This window comes from Salipiger aestuarii (genome assembly GCF_003259905.1).
Classification (GTDB): Bacteria; Pseudomonadota; Alphaproteobacteria; order Rhodobacterales; family Rhodobacteraceae; genus Salipiger; species Salipiger aestuarii.
The window spans coordinates 1-18,523 of the sequence record NZ_QLMG01000063.1 but is presented as its reverse complement, the minus strand read 5'-3'; the positions used below and the strand labels follow the sequence as shown (position 1 = coordinate 18,523).

General features: G+C 62.3%; 23 protein-coding genes and 2 pseudogenes. 15 read left to right on the top strand and 10 right to left on the bottom strand.

Annotation, left to right across the window (positions count from 1 at the left end; genetic code table 11):
• From acs to aat, 5 genes are all read left to right on the top strand, one after another.
• On the top strand, positions 1-1,727 hold a 1,727-nt coding region (acs, locus tag ATI53_RS20540), incomplete at its 5' end, for an acetate--CoA ligase (RefSeq protein ID WP_111551240.1).
• Positions 1,728-1,911: 184 nt separating this feature from the next.
• Entirely contained in the window at positions 1,912-2,454 is a 543-nt protein-coding gene (locus ATI53_RS20535; RefSeq protein ID WP_146609979.1) for a hypothetical protein, read from the top strand.
• Positions 2,455-2,614: 160 nt separating this feature from the next.
• Positions 2,615-3,103, top strand: a complete 489-nt coding sequence (gene accB / locus ATI53_RS20530) for an acetyl-CoA carboxylase biotin carboxyl carrier protein (protein ID WP_009506426.1) — start codon at positions 2,615-2,617, stop codon at positions 3,101-3,103.
• A gap of 9 nt (positions 3,104-3,112) precedes the next feature.
• Positions 3,113-4,468: an acetyl-CoA carboxylase biotin carboxylase subunit gene (gene accC / locus ATI53_RS20525; RefSeq protein ID WP_009506425.1), complete on the top strand. Its 1,356-nt coding sequence runs from the start codon at positions 3,113-3,115 to the stop codon at positions 4,466-4,468.
• Between the two features lie 34 nt (positions 4,469-4,502).
• Positions 4,503-5,138 carry a leucyl/phenylalanyl-tRNA--protein transferase gene (gene aat / locus ATI53_RS20520; protein WP_009506424.1) on the top strand — a complete coding sequence of 212 codons (636 nt, stop codon included), beginning with the start codon at positions 4,503-4,505 and terminating at the stop codon, positions 5,136-5,138.
• On the opposite strand, the gene ATI53_RS20515 is transcribed toward aat, so the two are convergent.
• The 10 genes and pseudogenes from ATI53_RS20515 to ATI53_RS20460 all read right to left on the bottom strand — a co-directional run bounded on the left by ATI53_RS20515 (position 5,102) and on the right by ATI53_RS20460 (position 13,506).
• Positions 5,102-5,467, bottom strand: a complete 366-nt coding sequence (locus ATI53_RS20515) for a DUF2155 domain-containing protein (protein ID WP_111551238.1) — start codon at positions 5,465-5,467, stop codon at positions 5,102-5,104. The two genes, aat and ATI53_RS20515, sit on opposite strands and share 37 nt — an antisense overlap.
• Entirely contained in the window at positions 5,467-5,913 is a 447-nt protein-coding gene (gene mlaD, locus ATI53_RS20510) for an outer membrane lipid asymmetry maintenance protein MlaD (RefSeq protein ID WP_111551237.1), read from the bottom strand. Before mlaD ends, ATI53_RS20515 begins: the two co-directional genes overlap by 1 nt.
• 4 nt (positions 5,914-5,917) lie before the next feature.
• Complete coding sequence (locus tag ATI53_RS20505; protein ID WP_111551236.1) at positions 5,918-6,301, bottom strand: NADH:ubiquinone oxidoreductase subunit NDUFA12; 384 nt, start codon at positions 6,299-6,301, stop codon at positions 5,918-5,920.
• A gap of 185 nt (positions 6,302-6,486) precedes the next feature.
• Entirely contained in the window at positions 6,487-6,753 is a 267-nt protein-coding gene (locus ATI53_RS20500; protein ID WP_311136026.1) for a RidA family protein, read from the bottom strand.
• Between the two features lie 73 nt (positions 6,754-6,826).
• Entirely contained in the window at positions 6,827-8,092 is a 1,266-nt protein-coding gene (gene clpX, locus ATI53_RS20495; protein WP_009506420.1) for an ATP-dependent Clp protease ATP-binding subunit ClpX, read from the bottom strand.
• Between the two features lie 152 nt (positions 8,093-8,244).
• Positions 8,245-8,877 (bottom strand): ATP-dependent Clp protease proteolytic subunit, encoded by a 633-nt coding sequence (locus ATI53_RS20485; RefSeq protein WP_009506419.1) that lies wholly within the window; start codon positions 8,875-8,877, stop codon positions 8,245-8,247.
• 118 nt (positions 8,878-8,995) lie between these two features.
• Entirely contained in the window at positions 8,996-9,904 is a 909-nt protein-coding gene (locus ATI53_RS20480; RefSeq protein WP_111551241.1) for a cation diffusion facilitator family transporter, read from the bottom strand.
• 113 nt (positions 9,905-10,017) lie between these two features.
• On the bottom strand, positions 10,018-10,626 hold the full coding sequence (locus ATI53_RS20475; RefSeq protein WP_111551235.1) for a hypothetical protein: 609 nt from the start codon (positions 10,624-10,626) through the stop codon (positions 10,018-10,020).
• A gap of 390 nt (positions 10,627-11,016) precedes the next feature.
• Positions 11,017-12,055: pseudogene (locus ATI53_RS20470) on the bottom strand (IS481 family transposase); the annotation flags it as partial.
• Positions 12,056-12,141: 86 nt separating this feature from the next.
• Positions 12,142-13,506: a FliI/YscN family ATPase gene (locus ATI53_RS20460; protein WP_009503099.1), complete on the bottom strand. Its 1,365-nt coding sequence runs from the start codon at positions 13,504-13,506 to the stop codon at positions 12,142-12,144.
• An 86-nt stretch (positions 13,507-13,592) separates the two neighbouring features.
• Between ATI53_RS20460 and ATI53_RS20455 the strand changes: the two genes are divergently transcribed.
• From ATI53_RS20455 to ATI53_RS20410, 10 genes and pseudogenes are all read left to right on the top strand, one after another.
• Complete coding sequence (locus ATI53_RS20455; RefSeq protein WP_051989451.1) at positions 13,593-13,970, top strand: FlgB family protein; 378 nt, start codon at positions 13,593-13,595, stop codon at positions 13,968-13,970.
• 15 nt (positions 13,971-13,985) lie between these two features.
• Complete coding sequence (flgC, locus tag ATI53_RS20450; RefSeq protein WP_111551233.1) at positions 13,986-14,375, top strand: flagellar basal body rod protein FlgC; 390 nt, start codon at positions 13,986-13,988, stop codon at positions 14,373-14,375.
• A gap of 24 nt (positions 14,376-14,399) precedes the next feature.
• Positions 14,400-14,690, top strand: a complete 291-nt coding sequence (gene fliE / locus ATI53_RS20445) for a flagellar hook-basal body complex protein FliE (protein WP_009503096.1) — start codon at positions 14,400-14,402, stop codon at positions 14,688-14,690.
• A gap of 3 nt (positions 14,691-14,693) precedes the next feature.
• Positions 14,694-14,963 (top strand): flagellar biosynthetic protein FliQ, encoded by a 270-nt coding sequence (locus tag ATI53_RS20440; protein WP_009503095.1) that lies wholly within the window; start codon positions 14,694-14,696, stop codon positions 14,961-14,963.
• 1 nt (position 14,964) lies between these two features.
• A complete protein-coding gene (locus ATI53_RS20435; RefSeq protein WP_111551232.1) occupies positions 14,965-15,681 on the top strand; it encodes a flagellar hook-basal body complex protein in 717 nt (238 codons plus the stop codon).
• Positions 15,682-15,696: 15 nt separating this feature from the next.
• A complete protein-coding gene (flgG, locus tag ATI53_RS20430; RefSeq protein ID WP_009503093.1) occupies positions 15,697-16,482 on the top strand; it encodes a flagellar basal-body rod protein FlgG in 786 nt (261 codons plus the stop codon).
• A complete protein-coding gene (gene flgA / locus ATI53_RS20425) occupies positions 16,482-16,907 on the top strand; it encodes a flagellar basal body P-ring formation chaperone FlgA (protein WP_009503092.1) in 426 nt (141 codons plus the stop codon). Before flgG ends, flgA begins: the two co-directional genes overlap by 1 nt.
• A 3-nt stretch (positions 16,908-16,910) precedes the next feature.
• Positions 16,911-17,639: a flagellar basal body L-ring protein FlgH gene (gene flgH, locus ATI53_RS20420; protein WP_009503091.1), complete on the top strand. Its 729-nt coding sequence runs from the start codon at positions 16,911-16,913 to the stop codon at positions 17,637-17,639.
• A 10-nt stretch (positions 17,640-17,649) separates the two neighbouring features.
• Complete coding sequence (locus ATI53_RS20415; protein ID WP_111551231.1) at positions 17,650-18,129, top strand: flagellar basal body-associated FliL family protein; 480 nt, start codon at positions 17,650-17,652, stop codon at positions 18,127-18,129.
• 154 nt (positions 18,130-18,283) lie between these two features.
• Positions 18,284-18,502: pseudogene (locus ATI53_RS20410) on the top strand (transposase); the annotation flags it as partial.
• Between the last annotated feature and the right edge of the window lie 21 nt (positions 18,503-18,523).

The following is an 18,523-nucleotide window of genomic DNA, read 5'->3' as shown; positions in this document are numbered from 1 at the left end:
ACGTCGCCTACAATTGCGTCGACCGCCACCTGCCCGCCCGCGCCGACCAGACGGCCATCATCTTCGAACCCGACAACCCCGACGATCCCGCCCGGCACATCACCTATGCCCAGCTTTACGACAAGGTGAACCGCATGGCCAACGTCCTGCTGAGCCAGGGCGTCATGCGCGGCGATCGCGTTGTCATCTACCTGCCGATGATCCCCGAGGCGGCCTATGCCATGCTGGCCTGCGCGCGCATCGGCGCGATCCATTCCATCGTTTTCGCGGGCTTTTCCCCCGATGCGCTGGCCAACCGCATCAATGATTGCGGCGCCAAGGTCGTCATTACCGCCGACACCGCTCCGCGCGGCGGCCGCCGTACCGCGCTGAAATCAAACGCCGACGCGGCGCTGCTGCATTGCTCTGACAAGGTCCGCTGCCTGGTGGTCAAGCACACCGGCGACCAGACCAGCTGGGTGCAGGGCCGTGATGTCGATCTGAATTACCTGATGGAACACGCCGCGCCCGATTGCCCGCCGCGGCCCATGAACGCCGAAGATCCCCTTTTCGTTCTGTACACCTCGGGCTCCACCGGCAAGCCCAAGGGGGTTGTGCACACAACTGGTGGATATTTGGTTTACACCGCCCTCACCCATGAAATTGTTTTCGATTATCATGAAGGCGACGTCTATTGGTGCACCGCCGACGTGGGCTGGGTCACCGGGCATTCCTATATTGTTTACGGGCCCTTGGCCAATGGCGCCACAACCCTGATGTTCGAAGGCGTGCCGACCTGGCCCGACGCCTCGCGGTTCTGGCAGGTCTGCGAAAAGCACAAGGTCAACCAGTTCTACACCGCGCCGACCGCGCTGCGCGCCCTGATGGGCCAGGGCAACGATTTCGTAACCAAATGCGATCTATCCTCGCTGAAACTGCTCGGCACCGTGGGCGAACCCATCAATCCGGAGGCGTGGACCTGGTATAACGACATCATCGGCGGCGGGCGCTGCCCCATCGTCGACACCTGGTGGCAGACCGAAACCGGCGGCCACCTGATGACGCCGCTGCCCGGGGCCCATGCCACCAAGCCCGGCGCGGCGATGAAGCCGTTCTTCGGCATCAAACCCGTGGTGCTGGAACCGACCAGCGGCGAGATCATCGACACCCGCCCCACCGACGGTGTCCTTGCCATCGCCGACAGCTGGCCGGGCCAGATGCGCACCGTCTGGGGCGACCATGAACGGTTCGAACAGACCTATTTCCAGCAATACAAGGGCTATTACTTCTCGGGCGACGGCTGTCGCGCCGATGCGGATGGCGATTACTGGATCACCGGGCGCGTCGATGACGTCATCAACGTCAGCGGCCACCGCATGGGCACGGCCGAGGTCGAATCCGCCCTTGTCGCCCACGCCAAGGTCGCCGAGGCCGCGGTGGTGGGCTATCCGCACGCCGTCAAGGGCCAGGGCATCTATTGCTACGTCACCCTGATGAACGGGGTGGAACCCTCCGACGAGCTGGCCAAGGACCTGCGCGCCTGGGTGCGCACCGAAATCGGCCCCATCGCCTCGCCCGACCTGATCCAATGGGCGCCCGGCCTGCCAAAAACCCGCTCCGGCAAGATCATGCGCCGCATCCTGCGCAAAATCGCCGAAAACGACTTTGGCGCCCTGGGCGACACATCAACACTCGCCGACCCCTCCGTCGTCGACGACCTCATCGAAAATCGCGCAAACAAGGGGTAAACTGGCCCAGATCGCGTGGCCGCGCGGGTGCCAAACCGGCGCCCGCCTGCATTCGGCCCGCGTTTTAAAGATCGGGTTAACCACCTGCGCCGGTTTCCCCCCGGATCCTGTGAAATTTGCGCCCTTTGCGAAGGAATATGTTAGTCTTGTTAAGTGGGGGCGTCGTATCTGTTGGAGTGAGTCCATGCAGTTCACAGGCGTTCTTCCCGCATTGGCGCCGCTTGCCACAGGACACCCTCAGGGGCTTCCTGACCCCGCAGACGGTCCTCCCCCCGTCACCCGCGTACAACCCGTGGCCGAGCAGGCCGACATCGGAGCCGACCCCGGCAGCGACCGCGAGCCGCCTTCCGAGGCACGCCAGCTTCAGTCCCGTCAGACACCCGAGCGCTCCGCGCCCCCGTCCGTGATTCAGATTCGCATCGCCAAGATGTTGCAGGATCAGGCCGAAAAACTGGCGACGGACAGGCAGCCGCCCCCGGCGGGCGGACCGGATCTGGATCAGACCACACCAGCAATCGAACCTGCCGACACCGCCGAAACGCCCGACACCGACGATGACAGCGCATTGCCCACGCTGTCCGGGTCAACCGCGCCGGCCCCGGCGCACCCCGAACCGGACACCGCCGCACCGCAACAGGACGCCCTGCCGCTGCCAATCCCCTATGGCGCCCGCGCGGACCTGTCCCAGACAAGCGGGGGGGGCGCCGGGGTCGACAAGACCACCTGACCCGATCCGGCCGGATCCGCGGCATGCAAAGCCGGGGACCGACCGAACTTGCCGCGATTCCACGTCGGCGTCGCTTTTCATGACGCATGGCTTGCCCTATAAGCTCGACAATCCACGGGCCGTTTCGACGCAGGCCCTGACATCTACCGGCGAGGATTGCATGAGCAACAAGAATCACGAAGCCGATGTGGCCTTCATCAGGGCATTGGCGGAACTGCTCCGCGACAACGATCTGACCGAGCTACAGGTCAAACGCGACTATGCCGAGGACGACAGCCTGAACGTCCGCGTCAGCCGCCACCTGCCGATGACCGCCCCGGTGACGACGCCCATGGTTGCCGCGCCAATGGCAGCCCCGGCGGCCGCAGTGGTGGCCCCGGTCGCGGACACCATGCCCGAGGACCCCGCAGCGCACCCTGGCGCCGTGACCTCGCCCATGGTCGGCACGGTCTACATGCAGCCCGAACCGGGCGCGCCGGCGTTCATCAGCGTCGGCCAGCAGGTGCGCGAAGGCGACACGCTGATCATCGTCGAGGCGATGAAGACCATGAACCACATCCCCGCGCCCCGTGCCGGGACCGTCAAGCGCATCCTCGTCGAGGACGGCGCCCCCGTCGAATACGGCGCGCCTCTCGTCATCCTTGAATAAGGGGGCTTCATGTTCGACAAGATCCTGATCGCCAATCGCGGCGAGATCGCCCTGCGCGTCATTCGCGCCTGCCGTGAAATGGGCATCGCCTCGGTCGCGGTGCATTCCACCGCCGACTCGGACGCCATGCATGTCCGCATGGCCGATGAAAGCATCTGCATCGGCCCACCGTCCTCGACCGACAGCTATCTGTCGCCCGCCGGGATCATCTCGGCCTGCGAAATCACCGGCGCCCAGGCAATCCATCCCGGGTATGGCTTCCTGTCCGAAAACGCCCGATTCGTTCAGATGGTCGAAGACCACGACCTGACCTTCATCGGCCCCTCGGCCGCGCACATCCGTGTGATGGGCGACAAGATCAGCGCCAAGGACACGATGAAAGAGCTTGGCGTTCCTTGCGTGCCCGGCTCCGAAGGCGGTGTTCCCGACGTTGACGCCGCCAAACAGATCGGCCGCGATTTCGGCTACCCGGTCATCATCAAGGCCACCGCCGGCGGCGGCGGGCGCGGCATGAAGGTCGCCAACTCCGAAGACGAGATGGAGCGCGCCTTTCAGACCGCCCGCGCCGAGGGCAAGGCCGCCTTTGGCAACGATGAGGTCTACATCGAGAAATACCTGCAAAAGCCGCGCCATATCGAGATTCAGATCTTTGGCGACGGCAAGGGCAATGCGGTGCATTTGGGCGAACGCGATTGTTCTTTGCAGCGCCGCCACCAGAAGGTTTTCGAAGAAGCCCCGGCCCCCTGCATCACTCCGGAGGAACGCGCGCGCATCGGCAAGACCTGCGCCGATGCGATGGCGGCCCTGGGCTATTCCGGCGCGGGCACGGTGGAATTTCTGTATGAGGACGGAGAGTTCTATTTCATCGAGATGAACACCCGCCTTCAGGTGGAACATCCGGTGACCGAGGCGATCTTTGGCGTCGATCTGGTGCGCGAACAGATCCGCGTCGCCGAAGGCAACGGCCTGTCGTTCACGCAGGACGATCTGCAAATCGACGGCCACGCCATCGAAGTGCGCATCAACGCCGAAAAACTGCCGAATTTCACCCCCTGCCCCGGCAAGATCAGCCAGTATCACGCGCCGGGCGGGCTGGGCGTGCGGATGGATTCGGCGCTGTATCAGGGCTATTCGATCCCGCCCTATTACGACAGCCTGATCGGCAAGCTGATCGTCAAGGGCCGTGACCGGACCGAGGCGCTTGCCCGGCTCAACCGCGCGCTGTCCGAGCTGATCGTGGACGGGGTCGACACCACCATCCCGCTGTTCCACGCGCTGCTTCAGGAACCGGCGATTCATGCGGGGGATTACAACATCCACTGGCTGGAAAAGTGGCTCGCCACAGACCCGTTCAAGGCCGGGTGATGCGGCCGCGCCGGGGGTATGGGGGCGCCGGGGCATGAACCTCAGCGCGGACCAGCTTCTCCTCGCCTATCGCTCGGGCATCTTTCCAATGGCCGAGCACCGCGACGACCCAGAGCTTTTCTGGGTCGATCCGCGCCGCCGGGGAATCATTCCGCTGGACGGGCTGCATGTCTCGCGCAGCCTGGGCAGGCGGCTGAAACGGGACGATTATCGCGTCACCGTGGATACCGCCTTTGAACAGGTGATCGACGCCTGCGCCGACCGCCCCGAAACCTGGATCAACCCCGAAATTCGCCGTATGTTTGCCGAATTGCACCGCCGCGGCGTCGCGCATTCGCTCGAAGTCTGGATCGACGGGCACCTTGCGGGTGGGGTTTATGGCATCGAAATCGGAGCGGCCTTCTGCGGAGAATCAATGTTTTCGCGCCGCAGGGACGGATCGAAGATCGCGCTGTGCTGGCTGGTGGACCTGTGTCGGCGCGCCGGGTTTACCCTGTTCGACACGCAATTCCTGACCGATCATCTTGGCTCGCTCGGTGCGATCGAAATCAGCAGAATGGAATACCGGCTTCGCCTGCGCGATGCCCTCTCCCGCACGGCGGATTTCGCTGGAACCCCCCTTCCCCTGTCGGGTCAGGACGTCGTGCAGCGCAACACCCAGACGTCGTAACGCTGGTGATCCATTGCGTTCAACGCCGGTGAGGATGCGACCATCCAGCCACGAAACGCCGGGACAGGCCGGCCCGCTTCGCGCACGGTTACAAAGGCGAACGCATCGCTGGCGGGCTCGCCTTCGGGATATCGGCATTCGGACAACGATACCTCGATTCGGCCAAACTGGGCCATGCTGCCAGCGCGCAGTTCGATGTCACGCGCACGCCCCGTCAGCTTGTCGAGCCCACGCAGCATCGCGCCGGTTCCGGTGTCGGTCGCTTCCTGGGCAATCGCCCCCGTCGCGATGCCCGACAACAGAGCCAGCATCAGACTGAAACGCCGCATCAGTTGTCTCCTCCGCCGACATATTTCAACAACAGCGACAGCAGGCTGACCGAGCCTTGCGTGTCGACGATTTCATCCCCGGCCTCAAGATAGAACATCGACCCGCCAGGACTGATTTCAACGTAATTTCCCCCCAAAAGCCCCTCGGACGAAACCACGATGGCGCTGTCGTCGGGCACCTGAATCGTCTCGTCCATGCTGATCGCCATGTCCGCCCGGTAGGTGTCCGGGTTGAGCACGATGCCGGTCACTGTGCCGACACGGACCCCGGCAAGCCGCACGTCGCTGCCGACCGTCACCCCTTCGAGCGAACGGAAACTGGCAGTGAGAGGGTAGCCGTCTTCTCCAAGCGAGAATCCAGTGGATGTGACGGCGTAGGTGCCGAAGGCGATGGCCGCCGCAAGGACAACCCCGCCGACCAGAACCTCTGTGGTCGAGGTACTCATGGGGTTATTCCGGGCTCCAGGCCTCGTAATCAGAACGCGGCTTGGGCGCGGGCCGGCGGATCGACCCCTGCGGGGCATAGGCCAGAGCGGTGCCGGTCAGATTCTCGATATGGGGTTTTTCCCAGGATTTATGCGGCAGCGGGCGGTCGGTCGGCGGTGTTTCAAACGTGTGATGCAGCCAGCCGTGCCAGTCGGGACTGACGCGCGATGCCTCGACTTCGCCGTTGAAGATGACCCAGCGGCGCTTGCCATCCTTCGTCTGATAGAAGGTGTTGCCCTGCTCGTCCTCCCCCACGCGGCTGCCGTTCCGCTTGCTCCACAGAAGCGTGTTCAGCGTGGCGCCGTTCCACCAGGTCACGGCCTTCAGGAGCGAATTCAGCATTCCCATGGGCGACTCCTCAGATATTCCTGTATCGCTTATGGACAATTGCGTGCCGCGCGTCCAGCACGGGGCCTTGCAAATGCACTCAATTGTGCGTTGGCGCTGGCGCGGTGCCGGGGGTCAGCTTTGGCGGGTAAGCGCCGTTAACTCGGTCTCGTTGCGATATTTCGGGGGGATCAGCGTGGTCTCGATCATTGTGGCAACTGGCGGATTTTCCCCAAAGGTTTTCGCAAAGACCACCCGGCACGCTTCGAATTCGGCAGCGTCGGGCAGGGCAACATGGTGTTGGCACCGCGCTGCCTGCCGAAGCGGGCGCAAGTTTTGCCGATGCGGTCCGCATCACCTACCGCCCGCCCGACGGTGCCGGCGTCATGTCCAAAACCGCCCGCAGCCATCGTGCGGCAATAGCCGGGTTTTGCCTCGAACGGGCCGCCACTACGCATGCGTCTGATGATCATGACGTCATCACATGAAAATAGGCGGGGGATTTCCCCCGCCTAGCCATCGCGCGCCGGTCAGGCGGGGCCGGGCTTACCCGGCCGAAGCGCCTTCTTTCTTCTGGTCGGCGTAGATCATCAGCGGCTTGGCCTCCGAGGTCACAGCCTCTTCGTTGACCACCACCTCTGTCACGTCATCCATCCCCGGCAGTTCAAACATGGTATCCAGCAAGATCGCCTCCAGGATGGACCGAAGACCCCGCGCGCCGGTTTTGCGTTCGATCGCACGCTTGGCGATGGCGCTTAGCGCATCGTCAGTGAAGCTTAGCTTGGTATCCTCCATCTCGAAGAGACGCTGATACTGTTTGACCAGCGCGTTCTTCGGCTTGGTAAGGATGGTCACAAGCGCCTCTTCGTCCAGATCCTCCAGCGTCGCGATCACCGGAAGGCGGCCGACGAATTCCGGGATAAGGCCGAACTTCAACAGATCCTCAGGTTCGAGATCGCCAAAAATCTCGCCCACGCCGCGCTCGTCCGGGTCACGCACGTCGGCGCCAAAGCCCATGGCCGACCCCTTGCCGCGCTGCGCGATGATCCGGTCCAGCCCGGCAAACGCACCGCCGCAAATGAACAGGATGTTGGTCGTGTCCACCTGCAGGAATTCCTGCTGCGGATGCTTGCGCCCCCCCTGCGGCGGAACCGAGGCAACCGTGCCCTCCATCAGCTTCAGCAGCGCCTGCTGCACGCCTTCGCCGGACACATCGCGGGTGATCGACGGATTCTCGGACTTGCGGGTGATCTTGTCGACTTCGTCGATATAAACGATTCCGCGCTGCGCCCGCTCGACGTTATATTCGGAAGACTGAAGCAGCTTGAGGATGATGTTTTCGACATCCTCGCCGACGTAGCCGGCCTCGGTCAGCGTGGTCGCGTCCGCCATCGTGAACGGCACATCAAGGATGCGCGCAAGCGTCTGCGCTAGCAGCGTCTTGCCGCAACCGGTCGGCCCGATCAAAAGGATGTTGGACTTCGCAAGTTCGATATCCGCGGACTTCTGACTGTGATTCAACCGCTTGTAATGATTGTGCACCGCAACGGACAGCACGCGCTTGGCCGTAAACTGGCCAATCACATAGTCGTCAAGCACATCGCAGATCTCACGCGGGGAAGGGACGCCCTCGGACGATTTCAGCCCGGCGCCCTTCGTTTCCTCACGGATAATATCCATGCACAGCTCGACGCATTCGTCGCAAATGAACACCGTCGGTCCCGCGATCAGCTTGCGGACCTCGTGCTGGCTCTTGCCGCAGAAGCTGCAGTAGAGGGTGTTCTTGCTGTCACCGCCGGAATTGGTCGCCATCTCACACCTTTCAGGGCCGTTTTTCGCCTGGGCAGGCTCAAAATACCTGCCGTGGCCCGTTCTCTTTTAGCATCCCGCAAAGGATAGGGCACAGCCCCGGACTCTACAATCCGGAAATTGCCCCGCGGCCCGAAGGCCGCGGATGCGGAACATCAGGCGCTGACGTCGTCGCCACCGCCGCGCTTTTCAACGATCTCGTCGATGAGTCCCCAGGCCTTGGCATCCTCGGGCGACATGAAGTTGTCGCGTTCGAGCGCCTTTTCGACCTCTTCCAACGTACGTCCGCAATGCTTGACGTAAATCTCGTTGAGACGCCGTTTGAGCTTCAGCGTTTCTTCCGCGTGAATCATGATGTCTGTCGCCTGGCCCTGGTAGCCGCCCGAAGGCTGGTGAACCATGATGCGGCTGTTGGGCAGCGAGAACCGCATGCCCGACTCGCCCGCCGCCAGCAGCAGCGAGCCCATCGACGCCGCCTGGCCGATCACAAGCGTCGACACCTTGGGTTTGATGTATTGCATGGTGTCGTAGATCGACAGCCCAGAGGTCACAACACCGCCGGGGCTGTTGATGTACATTGAAATCTCTTTCGACGGATTCTCTGCCTCAAGGTGCAGCAGCTGCGCTACGATCAGCGACGACATCCCGTCATGCACGGGGCCGGACACGAAGATGATCCGTTCCTTAAGCAGCCGCGAAAAAATGTCATAGGCGCGTTCGCCACGGCTTGTCTGCTCGACCACCATGGGGACGAGCGTGTTCATGTATGTTTCGATCGGATCTTTCATCTTCGCCTGCCTGTCGTAACTCTGTGTTGCCTAGCCGGGTAGTGTTAACAGATTCTTAGTGTCGGGCCCGCGGGGCCGCAAGGGCCACCCGTGGAATTGGCTTGTGGTCAACGTCGCATCACGCGTCGCCCCACCGAACCGGCGAGGCGCAGGCATGGCGCGCGCATTCCATCTCTAGCACCACATGGCTGATGCCAAAGCGGTCCCTCATGCGCGCCTTGACGTGCGCCTTGATATCGTCGGCCCGCTCCCATGCGCCTTCGTTGACCACCACATGCGCCTGAAGCGCCGCCTCGTGTTCGTCGATTTGCCACAGATGCGCCCTGTGCATGCCGGCCACCCCCTCGATCGCTTCGGCCTCTGACAGCACGTCGCCCGGAACCATCGCGGGTGGGCTGCCCAGCATCAGGATGCGGATCACACCGCCGATCTCGGAAAATGCCATCCACAGGATGTAGCCCGCGATCAGCAGTGTCACCGCCGGGTCGACCCATGTCCAGCCGAAAAGCAGGATCAGCGTGCCCGCGGCGATCACCGCCACGGACCCCAGCGCATCCGCGATATTGTGCAGAAACGCCGCGCGAATGTTCACGCTGTCCTTCGACATGGTCCAGGTCAGCAGCGCCGTCACAAGATCGACCACCAGCGCCACACCCGCGATAACCACCACAAGCCAGCCCTCGACCCGCTCGGGCGACAGAAACCGCAGAACCGCCTCCATCGCGAGATACAGCCCGATGACGATCAGCGTCGTGTAGTTCACCAGCGCCGCGACGACCTCGGCGCGGGCATAGCCAAAGGGCATGTCCTGGTTCGAGGGTCGCCGCGCGATGCGCCGCGCGGCGGCCGCGATCACGAGTGAAATCGCGTCCGAAAAATTGTGCAGCGCATCGGCGATCATCGCCAGGCTGCCCGACACGAGCCCCCCCGCCACCTGCGCCACCGTCAACCCGAGATTCACGGCGATCGCGCCGATCAGACGGCCATCCCCGGCGTTCGGATCGACGTGATGATGATCGTGGGACATGGCGGCATCCAGATAATGGTGGCGGTGGGCGGCCGGGTTGCGACCCGTGTGCACAAGGTGGCTGCTGGCGCGCCAAGGTCAAGGCCGGGGCCTTCACCTGTTTTGGCGTGGCGTCAGGGCGCAAGCGGATCGGGCCTGACCAGCCGTCCCTCCCACGGGGTCCTGGCGTACCAAGGTTTCTTGCCAAAGGTTCTGTCCCACAGAACCTCCTTTTGCGGGCGCCACTTGTAGCTGTCTTGCGAAACCGGCAACCAATAAAGGTTTCCGCTGCGGCGGCACCCGTCAAGCACAAGGCCGCTGGACAGCGGCGCGCCTCTGGCCGTCACCACGACCGTCGCGTGCTGGAACGGTGTCCTGATCCGCGGATCCGCCAGCGCCATGTGCAGGTCCAGCGTGCGCGGCGATTCCTGCCGAAGGCGGCGGAACTGGGCATCGGCCCAGTCGGCGCAGACAGCGGGCGTCTTGAGATCCAGCGCCGGCGGGCGGGCGGCATTCAGCCGCGCCAACTCTGCGGCGTAGCCACGGGCAAGCACCTGCGGATAGGACCAGGCCACCGCACTGAGGCGCCTGGCTTCGTCGTAGCTTACGCCAGGGCCAAGCTGCATCATCGCAAAGGTCAACGCATCGCGGTGCTTGTCCTCGACCCGACCGGGCGGAGGAGGCGCGCCAATCGCGCAGGCCGCGACCAAAAGGACCACAGAGAAGGCGAGTATCCGAACCATACCCGATGCATATCAGGCGGATCGGAAAAATATGGTTAACGCCTCTCCCCCCGAATCAATGCCCCACGCGTTTGGTCCCACGGTGGGCCGCTGCGATCCTGATGTGGTCTCGCGTTTCCCGGACAGGGTGGCGGCGCGCGGTGTTGCAGACCCTCATCCACCTGCCCATCCGATCCCAGGCGGCCGTCTCGGTTCCGAAGGCGAGGCGTCAGGTGCATTCATGTTCCAGCGATCGCCACGGTCGTTCAATCACGATATTTCCAATCCAGCACCCGCAGCCGCCCATGCAGAGAGTCACGGTCGCATCCGACGAGATCCGCGTGCCCATCGGGCCCGTTCGTGGCCGTGCAGATCGACGGTGCGAGTTTGCTCATGTCCTTCAGCCATGGCGTTCAGTCCCGGCATCTGGTGGAACGGATTCAGGATGAATCGATCAGGCTCGGAAGTCCAGATCTTGCAGATGTATTCGTAGGGCGTGAGGCCGCTGAGCGTCTTCAGCCTGCGTGCGAAGTTGCAGGCCGCCATGCAGTCCGAGAGGGGCGTGCGCAGCTGATCATGGCTGTCGTAGCGGTATCATTTCACCGTCGCCTCCTTGATCGTTCGGTTCATCCGCTCGACCTGGCCATTCGTCCACGGATGGTTTGGCTTGGTTAGCCTATGCTCGATCTCATTGGCCTTGCAGATCATGTCGAAACGCATGGGCTGAGAATAAGGGGTGTTACGATTGCGGGGCTGTTCGGCGAATTGGATGCCCTTATCGGTCAGGATCGTATGAATGCGATAAGGGACGGCCTTGAGCAGCAGTTCGAGGACCTCTCCCACGCTGTCCTGCGATCCGCCTTATCCACGAGTTGCGTGACTACAAATTTGCTGGTCCGGTCAATGCCCACGAACGGATACAGCTTGCCCTCGGCGGTTTGAACCTCCGCGATGTCCATGTGAAAGAACCCGATGGGGTAGCGCTTGAAGCGCTGCCGCTTAGGCTTGTCACCCTCTACATCCGGCGAGCGAGAGATGCCGTGCCGCTGAAGGCCAGATGGAGCGCCGACCGTGTCAGATGCGGAATCGATGGCTGAAGGGCATAGAGGCAATCGTCCAGCGGCAGCAGCGTGTGCCGTCGGAATGCGAGGATATTGCCTCCTCAGCTTCAGTGAGAACGGTTGAACGCGGCTCCTTTGGACCGGTCTTCAAGTCCTCGACCGTCGCACGCTTGCGCCACTTCGCGACGGTTTTGGGAGTGATGCCCAACTCCTTGCTCAGCTGCGCGAGCGAAGCTTGCGCTTCTCATCGTTGTGCTGCGCAAACGACTGCCAGCCAATGGATCGCTGTATCGCTGCTCTGATGGCGTGCGTGCCCTCTCGGCAGATTTGCCTTGCAAATCGCCTGCCGGGTAACAGTGCGTGGCGCTCCCATGACGAACTTGTCCCATAAGGCTTCCTTCCATTCATGAGAAAGGATCGCGCCATCAAACCGTGGGATCAAACACCTAGGCGATCAGACGAATGACGGGGCGTATTATCGCGACCCGGTCATTTTGTTGCGCTGCGCTGGCGGCATCTTGGCTCCGGACCGTCTGAGGATCAGGCGCAACCGGTTGAACGCCGCGTTGGCCCCATGCGGAGATGACTCGCCTATAAACCCATCGAGATCGGGCCAGGCCCGGATCGCCTGATCAAGCACCGGATCCTCGCCTTCGCGATACAGCCCGGCCCGAATCATAGTTTCAGACCGGGAATACGCCCCAAGCAGCTGGCGCGCCTGAAGGATAACTGAATTCTCCTCGGCGTTCGCCGCCTCCGGAAGGCTGCGCGAAACGGATCGCAAGATATCAATGGCGGGGAAGCGACCACGCTCGGCAATATCCCGGCTTAACACCACATGGCCATCCAACACACCTCGCAGAATATCCGCGACGGGCTCGTCCATATCGGAGCCTGCAACCAGAACACTGAACACTGCGGTAATGTCGCCCGCTCCTGGCAGGCCCGGCCCTGCCCGCTCTGCCAGACGCATGATCTGGTGCGCGGTCGAGGGCGGAAAGCCCCGCAATGCGGGCATCTCGCCTGCGGCAACGGCGACCTCACGGTGCGCCTCGGCAAAACGTGTTATCGAATCGGCTAGGTACAACACATGCATCCCCTGATCGCGAAAATGCTCGGCGATCGTCATTGCGGCGAGCGGGCAGCGACGGCGTTCAAGTGGCGAGCGATCCGACGTTGCCGCCACCACGACACTGCGCGCCATTCCCTCTTGTCCAAGAACGGAATGAACGAAATCATGAACTTCGCGGCCGCGTTCGCCGACGAGCGCCAGCACGACGACATCCGCAGTCATTCCCCTGGCAAGGGCGGAAAGCAGGCGCGATTTTCCCACGCCCGACCCTGCGAACAGACCCATGCGTTGCCCGCGCGCGATGGGCAGCAGCGTGTCGAAACTGGCAAGGCCGGTCGGAAGCCGCGCCCCCAGTCCGCGACGCTGTGCAGCCGGCGGGGGGCTGGCGCGGAAGGGTCTGCGCATCGGGCCGGGACTTAGCGGCATCTCGTCCAGAGGCATCCCGTAAGGGTCGATCACCCGCCCGATCCAACCATCAGAAGGCGCAAGCGTCGGCGGCCCCAGAACGGCGACGCGATCGCCTTGGGAAACGCCATCGGCACCCTCGTCGGGCAGCATTGCGACAAGGTCCTCGCGAATCCTCAGCACCTCTCCGTCAAGTGTGTCAGTCCCGCGATACAGCCGCAGCCGGTCGCCGATGCAGGCGGTATGCGCCAGTCCGCGAACCCAAATCACTGTTCCATCGACGGATCTGACCCGCCCGACTGCCCTGATCGGCTGAATCTGCGCAATGCGCGACCTCAGTCCCGAAATCTCTGTCTCGTCCATCCGTGCGCATCCTTCATTTCCCTCAAACCTTTTCTAAAGGAATCAGCGTTAAGCCTTAGTTGAAGCAGATCGAGGGAGAAGCCCCGATGTTCCAAAACCTGGACGTGTTCAGAACGGCCATGGCCCTGGCACAGCATAGCGGCAAGCAACAGGCGCTCAGCGCCCAGAATATCGCGAACGCCGATACGCCCGACTACCGGGCGGTCGAACTTCCTGATTTCGATCAGACCGTCCGCGACGGGATGACGGATCAGCGCGCGACGCGTGCATCGCATATCAATGGCCATCTGCATGGCACATTGCCCGAGGCGCAAGAGCGGCGCGACAAGGTAGATCCCAACGGCAACACGGTATCGGTCGAAACCGAGATGGTGACCGCCGTCGATGCCGCGCGCGCCCATAATCGCGCGCTGTCGATCTACCGTTCAAACCTGAACATTCTGCGCGCCAGCCTTGGCCGCTAAGAGGAAAGCCCTGAAATGAGCGACTTTTCCAACGCCCTTTCCGTTTCATCCAGTGGTCTGCGCGCACAAGCGACGCGGCTGCGCGTGCTGTCGGAAAACATCGCGAACGTGGACACCCCCGGCTACCACCGCAAGACAATCCCCTTCGAAACCAGCGGCAGGCGTGACGGCGTGCAGCAGGTCGAAACCGGCAAGGTGAACCTGGATCGCAGCGAACTGGAACAGATCTACGATCCGCAAAACCCCATGGCGAACGAGAACGGCTTTTACGACGGCTCGAACGTCGATCTTATCATCGAACTCGCGGATGCCCGCGAGGCACAGCAAAGTTACGAGGCCAATCTCAAGATGTTCGAACAGACACGCGAGATGTCGACCAGCCTGATGGACCTGCTGCGCCGCTAACCCACCCTTGAATTGGAGACCAGAATGGACGTCCGATCGCTTTTCGCCGCGCAAAAATACGCGGCACAACGCCCCGCAACCGAACCGCAACCCGGCACCGGTGCGGTGCAGGACAAATTTGTCGAGGCCGCCCAGGATTTTGCGACGACCTTGCAGGAAGCTGAAGTCACCGCCGAGAAATCCATGGTGGGCGATGCCGACCCGCATGCGCTGGTCAATGCGCTCGCCCAGTCAGAGCTGGCGGTCGAGACGGTGGTCGCCGTGCGCAACAAGTTCGTTGAAGCCTATCAGGAAATCCTGAGAATGCCGGTCTGACCCATGCTGAACGAGGCCATCTTCTACGACACCTTGCGTCAGGGATTGTGGATCGCCACGATCACATCCGTGCCGATCCTGACCGCCGCGCTGGTCGCGGGGGTCTCGGTCGGCCTGTTTCAGGCGCTGACCTCGGTACAGGAAATGACGCTGACCTTCGTGCCCAAGCTGTTGGCCATTCTGATCGTCTTCTGGATGTCGATGAGCTTCATGACCAATACGCTCGTCGGCTTCTTCCATGAACGCGTTCTTCCCATGATAACAGGAGGCTGAGATGGGTCTTTCCGACTACACGACGCTTTCCCGGCAACGCGGCCTTACCCGCGAAATGCAGCTGATCGCCAACAACATCGCAAACTCGGCGACCACCGGATACCGCCAGCAGGGCGTGATGTTTTCCGAATATGTTCAGCGCACGGACGAGCCGGGCGGTTCAGTGTCGATGAGCCTGGGCGAGGTCAAGAATACCTCTTTCGCGCAAGGCACGCTCACGCGGACCGGCAGTCAATATGACTTCGCCATCGAAGGCGACGGGTTCTTCCTGGTCCAGGCGCCCGGTGGCGAACGTCTGACCCGCGCCGGCGCCTTCGTCGTCGGGCCCGAAGGCGACATGATGACCCCGGATGGCTACGCCGTGCTTGATTCTGGCGGCGCCCCGGTTTTCGTTCCACCGAACGCCACGGATCTTGCGGTGGGCCAGGACGGAACGCTCAGCAGCGATGGGCAGCCGATCGGCCAGCTGGGCGTCGTTCAACCGGTCAACCCAGCGGCAATGGCCCGCGAAGGCGGCGTCCTGTTTCGCGCCGATGAAGGCTACGAGCCGGTCGAAAACCCCCGCGTCATGCAGGGGTTCGTCGAAAGTTCGAACGTCGATTCGATTCTGCAGGTTGCCCGGATGATCGAGGTCCAGCGGGCCTACGAAATGGGGCAGAACTTCCTCCAGCGTGAGGACGAACGGGTGCGGGCCGCCATCAAGGCCTTTGTAAAGTAATCAACGGAGCGGAACATGCGCGCACTGAAAATCGCCGCAACGGGCATGAGCGCCCAACAAATGCGGGTCGAGGTCATCTCTCAGAACCTCTCGAACATGAGCACGACCGGCTACAACGCCAGGCGCGCGGAATTTGCCGACCTGCATTATCAGCAGCAATCACGCGCCGGCACGATCAACGCGACCGACGGGACGATGCTGCCAACGGGTGTACAGCTTGGCCTTGGTGTCCGACCGTCTGCCGTGACCATGAAAATGGCACAGGGCGCGCTGTCCAACACCGGAGGTGATCTTGATATCGCCATCGAGGGACGCGGATATTTCGAGGTCACGCTGCCCTCGGGCGAGGCTGGTTATACCCGCGATGGCGCGCTCAAACGCAATGCGGACGGTCTGATCGTGACCAATGACGGTATGGCTGTTTCGCCCGAAATCACCATTCCCGATGATGCCAACAGCATCTCGATCAACGCCGATGGCGAGGTTTACGCCTATTTTGACGACGCGGTCGAAGCGCAGTTGCTCGGCCAGCTGACGCTGACCGGCTTTACCAACCCCAAAGGGCTTGAGGCGATCGGCGGAAACCTCTTTACAGAAACCGAAGCCTCTGGCCCCCCGATCCAGACCACCGCCGGTCAGGAGGGGCTTGGGTTCTTCCGGCAAGGCTATCTAGAGGACAGCTCGGTCGATCCCGTCTATGAAATCACCGAACTGATCGAGGCGCAACGCGGCTATGAGTTGAATTCCAAGGTCATGTCCGCCGCCGACCAGATGATGGGCGCGACCGTGCAGGTCCGCTGATGCGCTGCCTCGCCTTCATCCCCGTCGCGTTGAGTCTCGCGACAAGCGCCCCGGCCGAAACCGTGGTCACGACGCGCACGATCCGCGCGTTCGAGGTCATTTCCCCGGATGCGATTCGATTGGACCCAGCCACCGTGCCAGGCGCGTACACCGATCCGTCCGCGGTCATCGGGCAGGAGGCGCGCGTCGCCATCTACCCTGGCCGCGCCGTCATGGAAGGCTCTATCGGTGAACCCGCCCTGATCGATCGAAACCAGATCGTTGAACTGATCTTTTCACGCAGCGGTTTGCATATCGTGACCGAAGGGCGCGCCCTGGATCGCGCCAGTGCCGGCGAACGCGTGCGCGTGATGAACCTGTCTTCCCGAACAACCCTGTTCGGCACCGTGACCGAAAGCGGTCAGGTGACCGTCGCCCAGGAGTGAACGATGCTGCCCCGAACAATTTTTCTTCTCTGCCTCATCCCCGCCGCAGCGTGCAGCCGCCTTGATCACGTCGGCAAAGCGCCAAGTTTCACCCCGCAGGCCGAAAGTGCCGAACGCGTCGCGATGGCCTACACCGGGGTTCCGACAATAAACCCGCCCGAGCGCGCGTCGGATAACGCATCGCTCTGGAGCCGTGAGAAAAGCTCGCTGCTGGGTGATCGAAGGGCGCTCAAGGCCGGTGATATTCTGACCGTTGTCATCGACTTCGACGAATCCGCAGAGATCTCGAACAGCACATCGCGCGCTCGTTCAAGTTCGGAAAGCATGGGGATCCCGCAGCTTTTCGGCATTCCCCAGGAACAGGATCTCAATCTTCCGGCGGGCGCAAGCCTCGCTAACGCGGTCGATCTGAGTGGCAGCGGGACTTCGAACGGCAACGGCGCCGTCAATCGAAGCGAACAACTGACTCTCCGCGTGGCAGCGACGATCACCGATGTCATGCCCAACGGGGTTCTGGCGATTCAGGGCGCGCAGGAAATCCGTGTCAACTTTGAAATGCGCGAACTGCTGGTTTCGGGTTTTGTCCGGCCCGAAGACATCACCCGCAAGAACGAGATCACCTACGACAAGATTGCCTCGGCCAAGATTTCCTATGGCGGTCGCGGCCAGATCACCGACGTCCAGCAGCCGCGATACGGACAGCAGGTGCTCGACATGATCCTGCCTTTCTGAGGACGTTGCGATGAAAAAACTGCTTCCCATCCTGCTTGCCCTGATCGGAACCGGCGCCGGGATTGGCGCCGGCATCTTCCTGGCTCCGTCGGGCGACGCGGCCGCACCAGCGGGCGAACACGCCGCTACACCGTCACAGGCGGCGGATGATCACGGAGACGCCGCAGGACCGATATATGTCAAGATGAACAATCAGTTCGTCATCCCGATTGTGGCAAAAGACCGGGTTCAATCGCTCGTGGTCCTGTCACTTAGCTTGGAGATTATGGGCGCGGGACAGGAAATCGTCTATAATCAGGAACCAAAGCTAAGGGACGTGTTCCTGCGTGTTTTGTTCGATCATGCGAATATCGGTGGCTTTGAGGGCAACTTCACCGAGAGCACGCGCATGGAAATCCTGCGTCGGTCGTTGCACGAAGCCGCCCGAAATGTGCTTGGTCCGATGGTTGGCGATGTTCTGATTACTGAAATCGCCCGTCAAGACAGCTGAGTCGACGTTCGGATGCCTCCCAGCGCGCAGACGCTACGCTCTGGGAGCTGACCTGCCCCCCGCGAAATCCGTCACCGTGATGTAGAGTCTGCGCCAACTCTGAAGGAGCAGACACACGCGAAAGAGCCGTTTCACCGAGGCGCAAATCATTGGAATGATCAAGGAGCAGGAGGCTGGAATGCCGACTGTTGAGGTGTGCCGCAGGCATGGCCTGAGCACGGCGACGTTCTACGAGCTGAAGGCCAAGTATGGCGGCATGGAGGTGTCCGAGGCCGCGAGGCTGAAGGCCCTTGAGGACGAGAACGCCAAGCTCAAGCGCCTGTTGGCGGACACCATGCTGGACAACGTCGTGCTGAAAGACCTTCTGGGAAAGAGCTGACGACATTGACGAAGC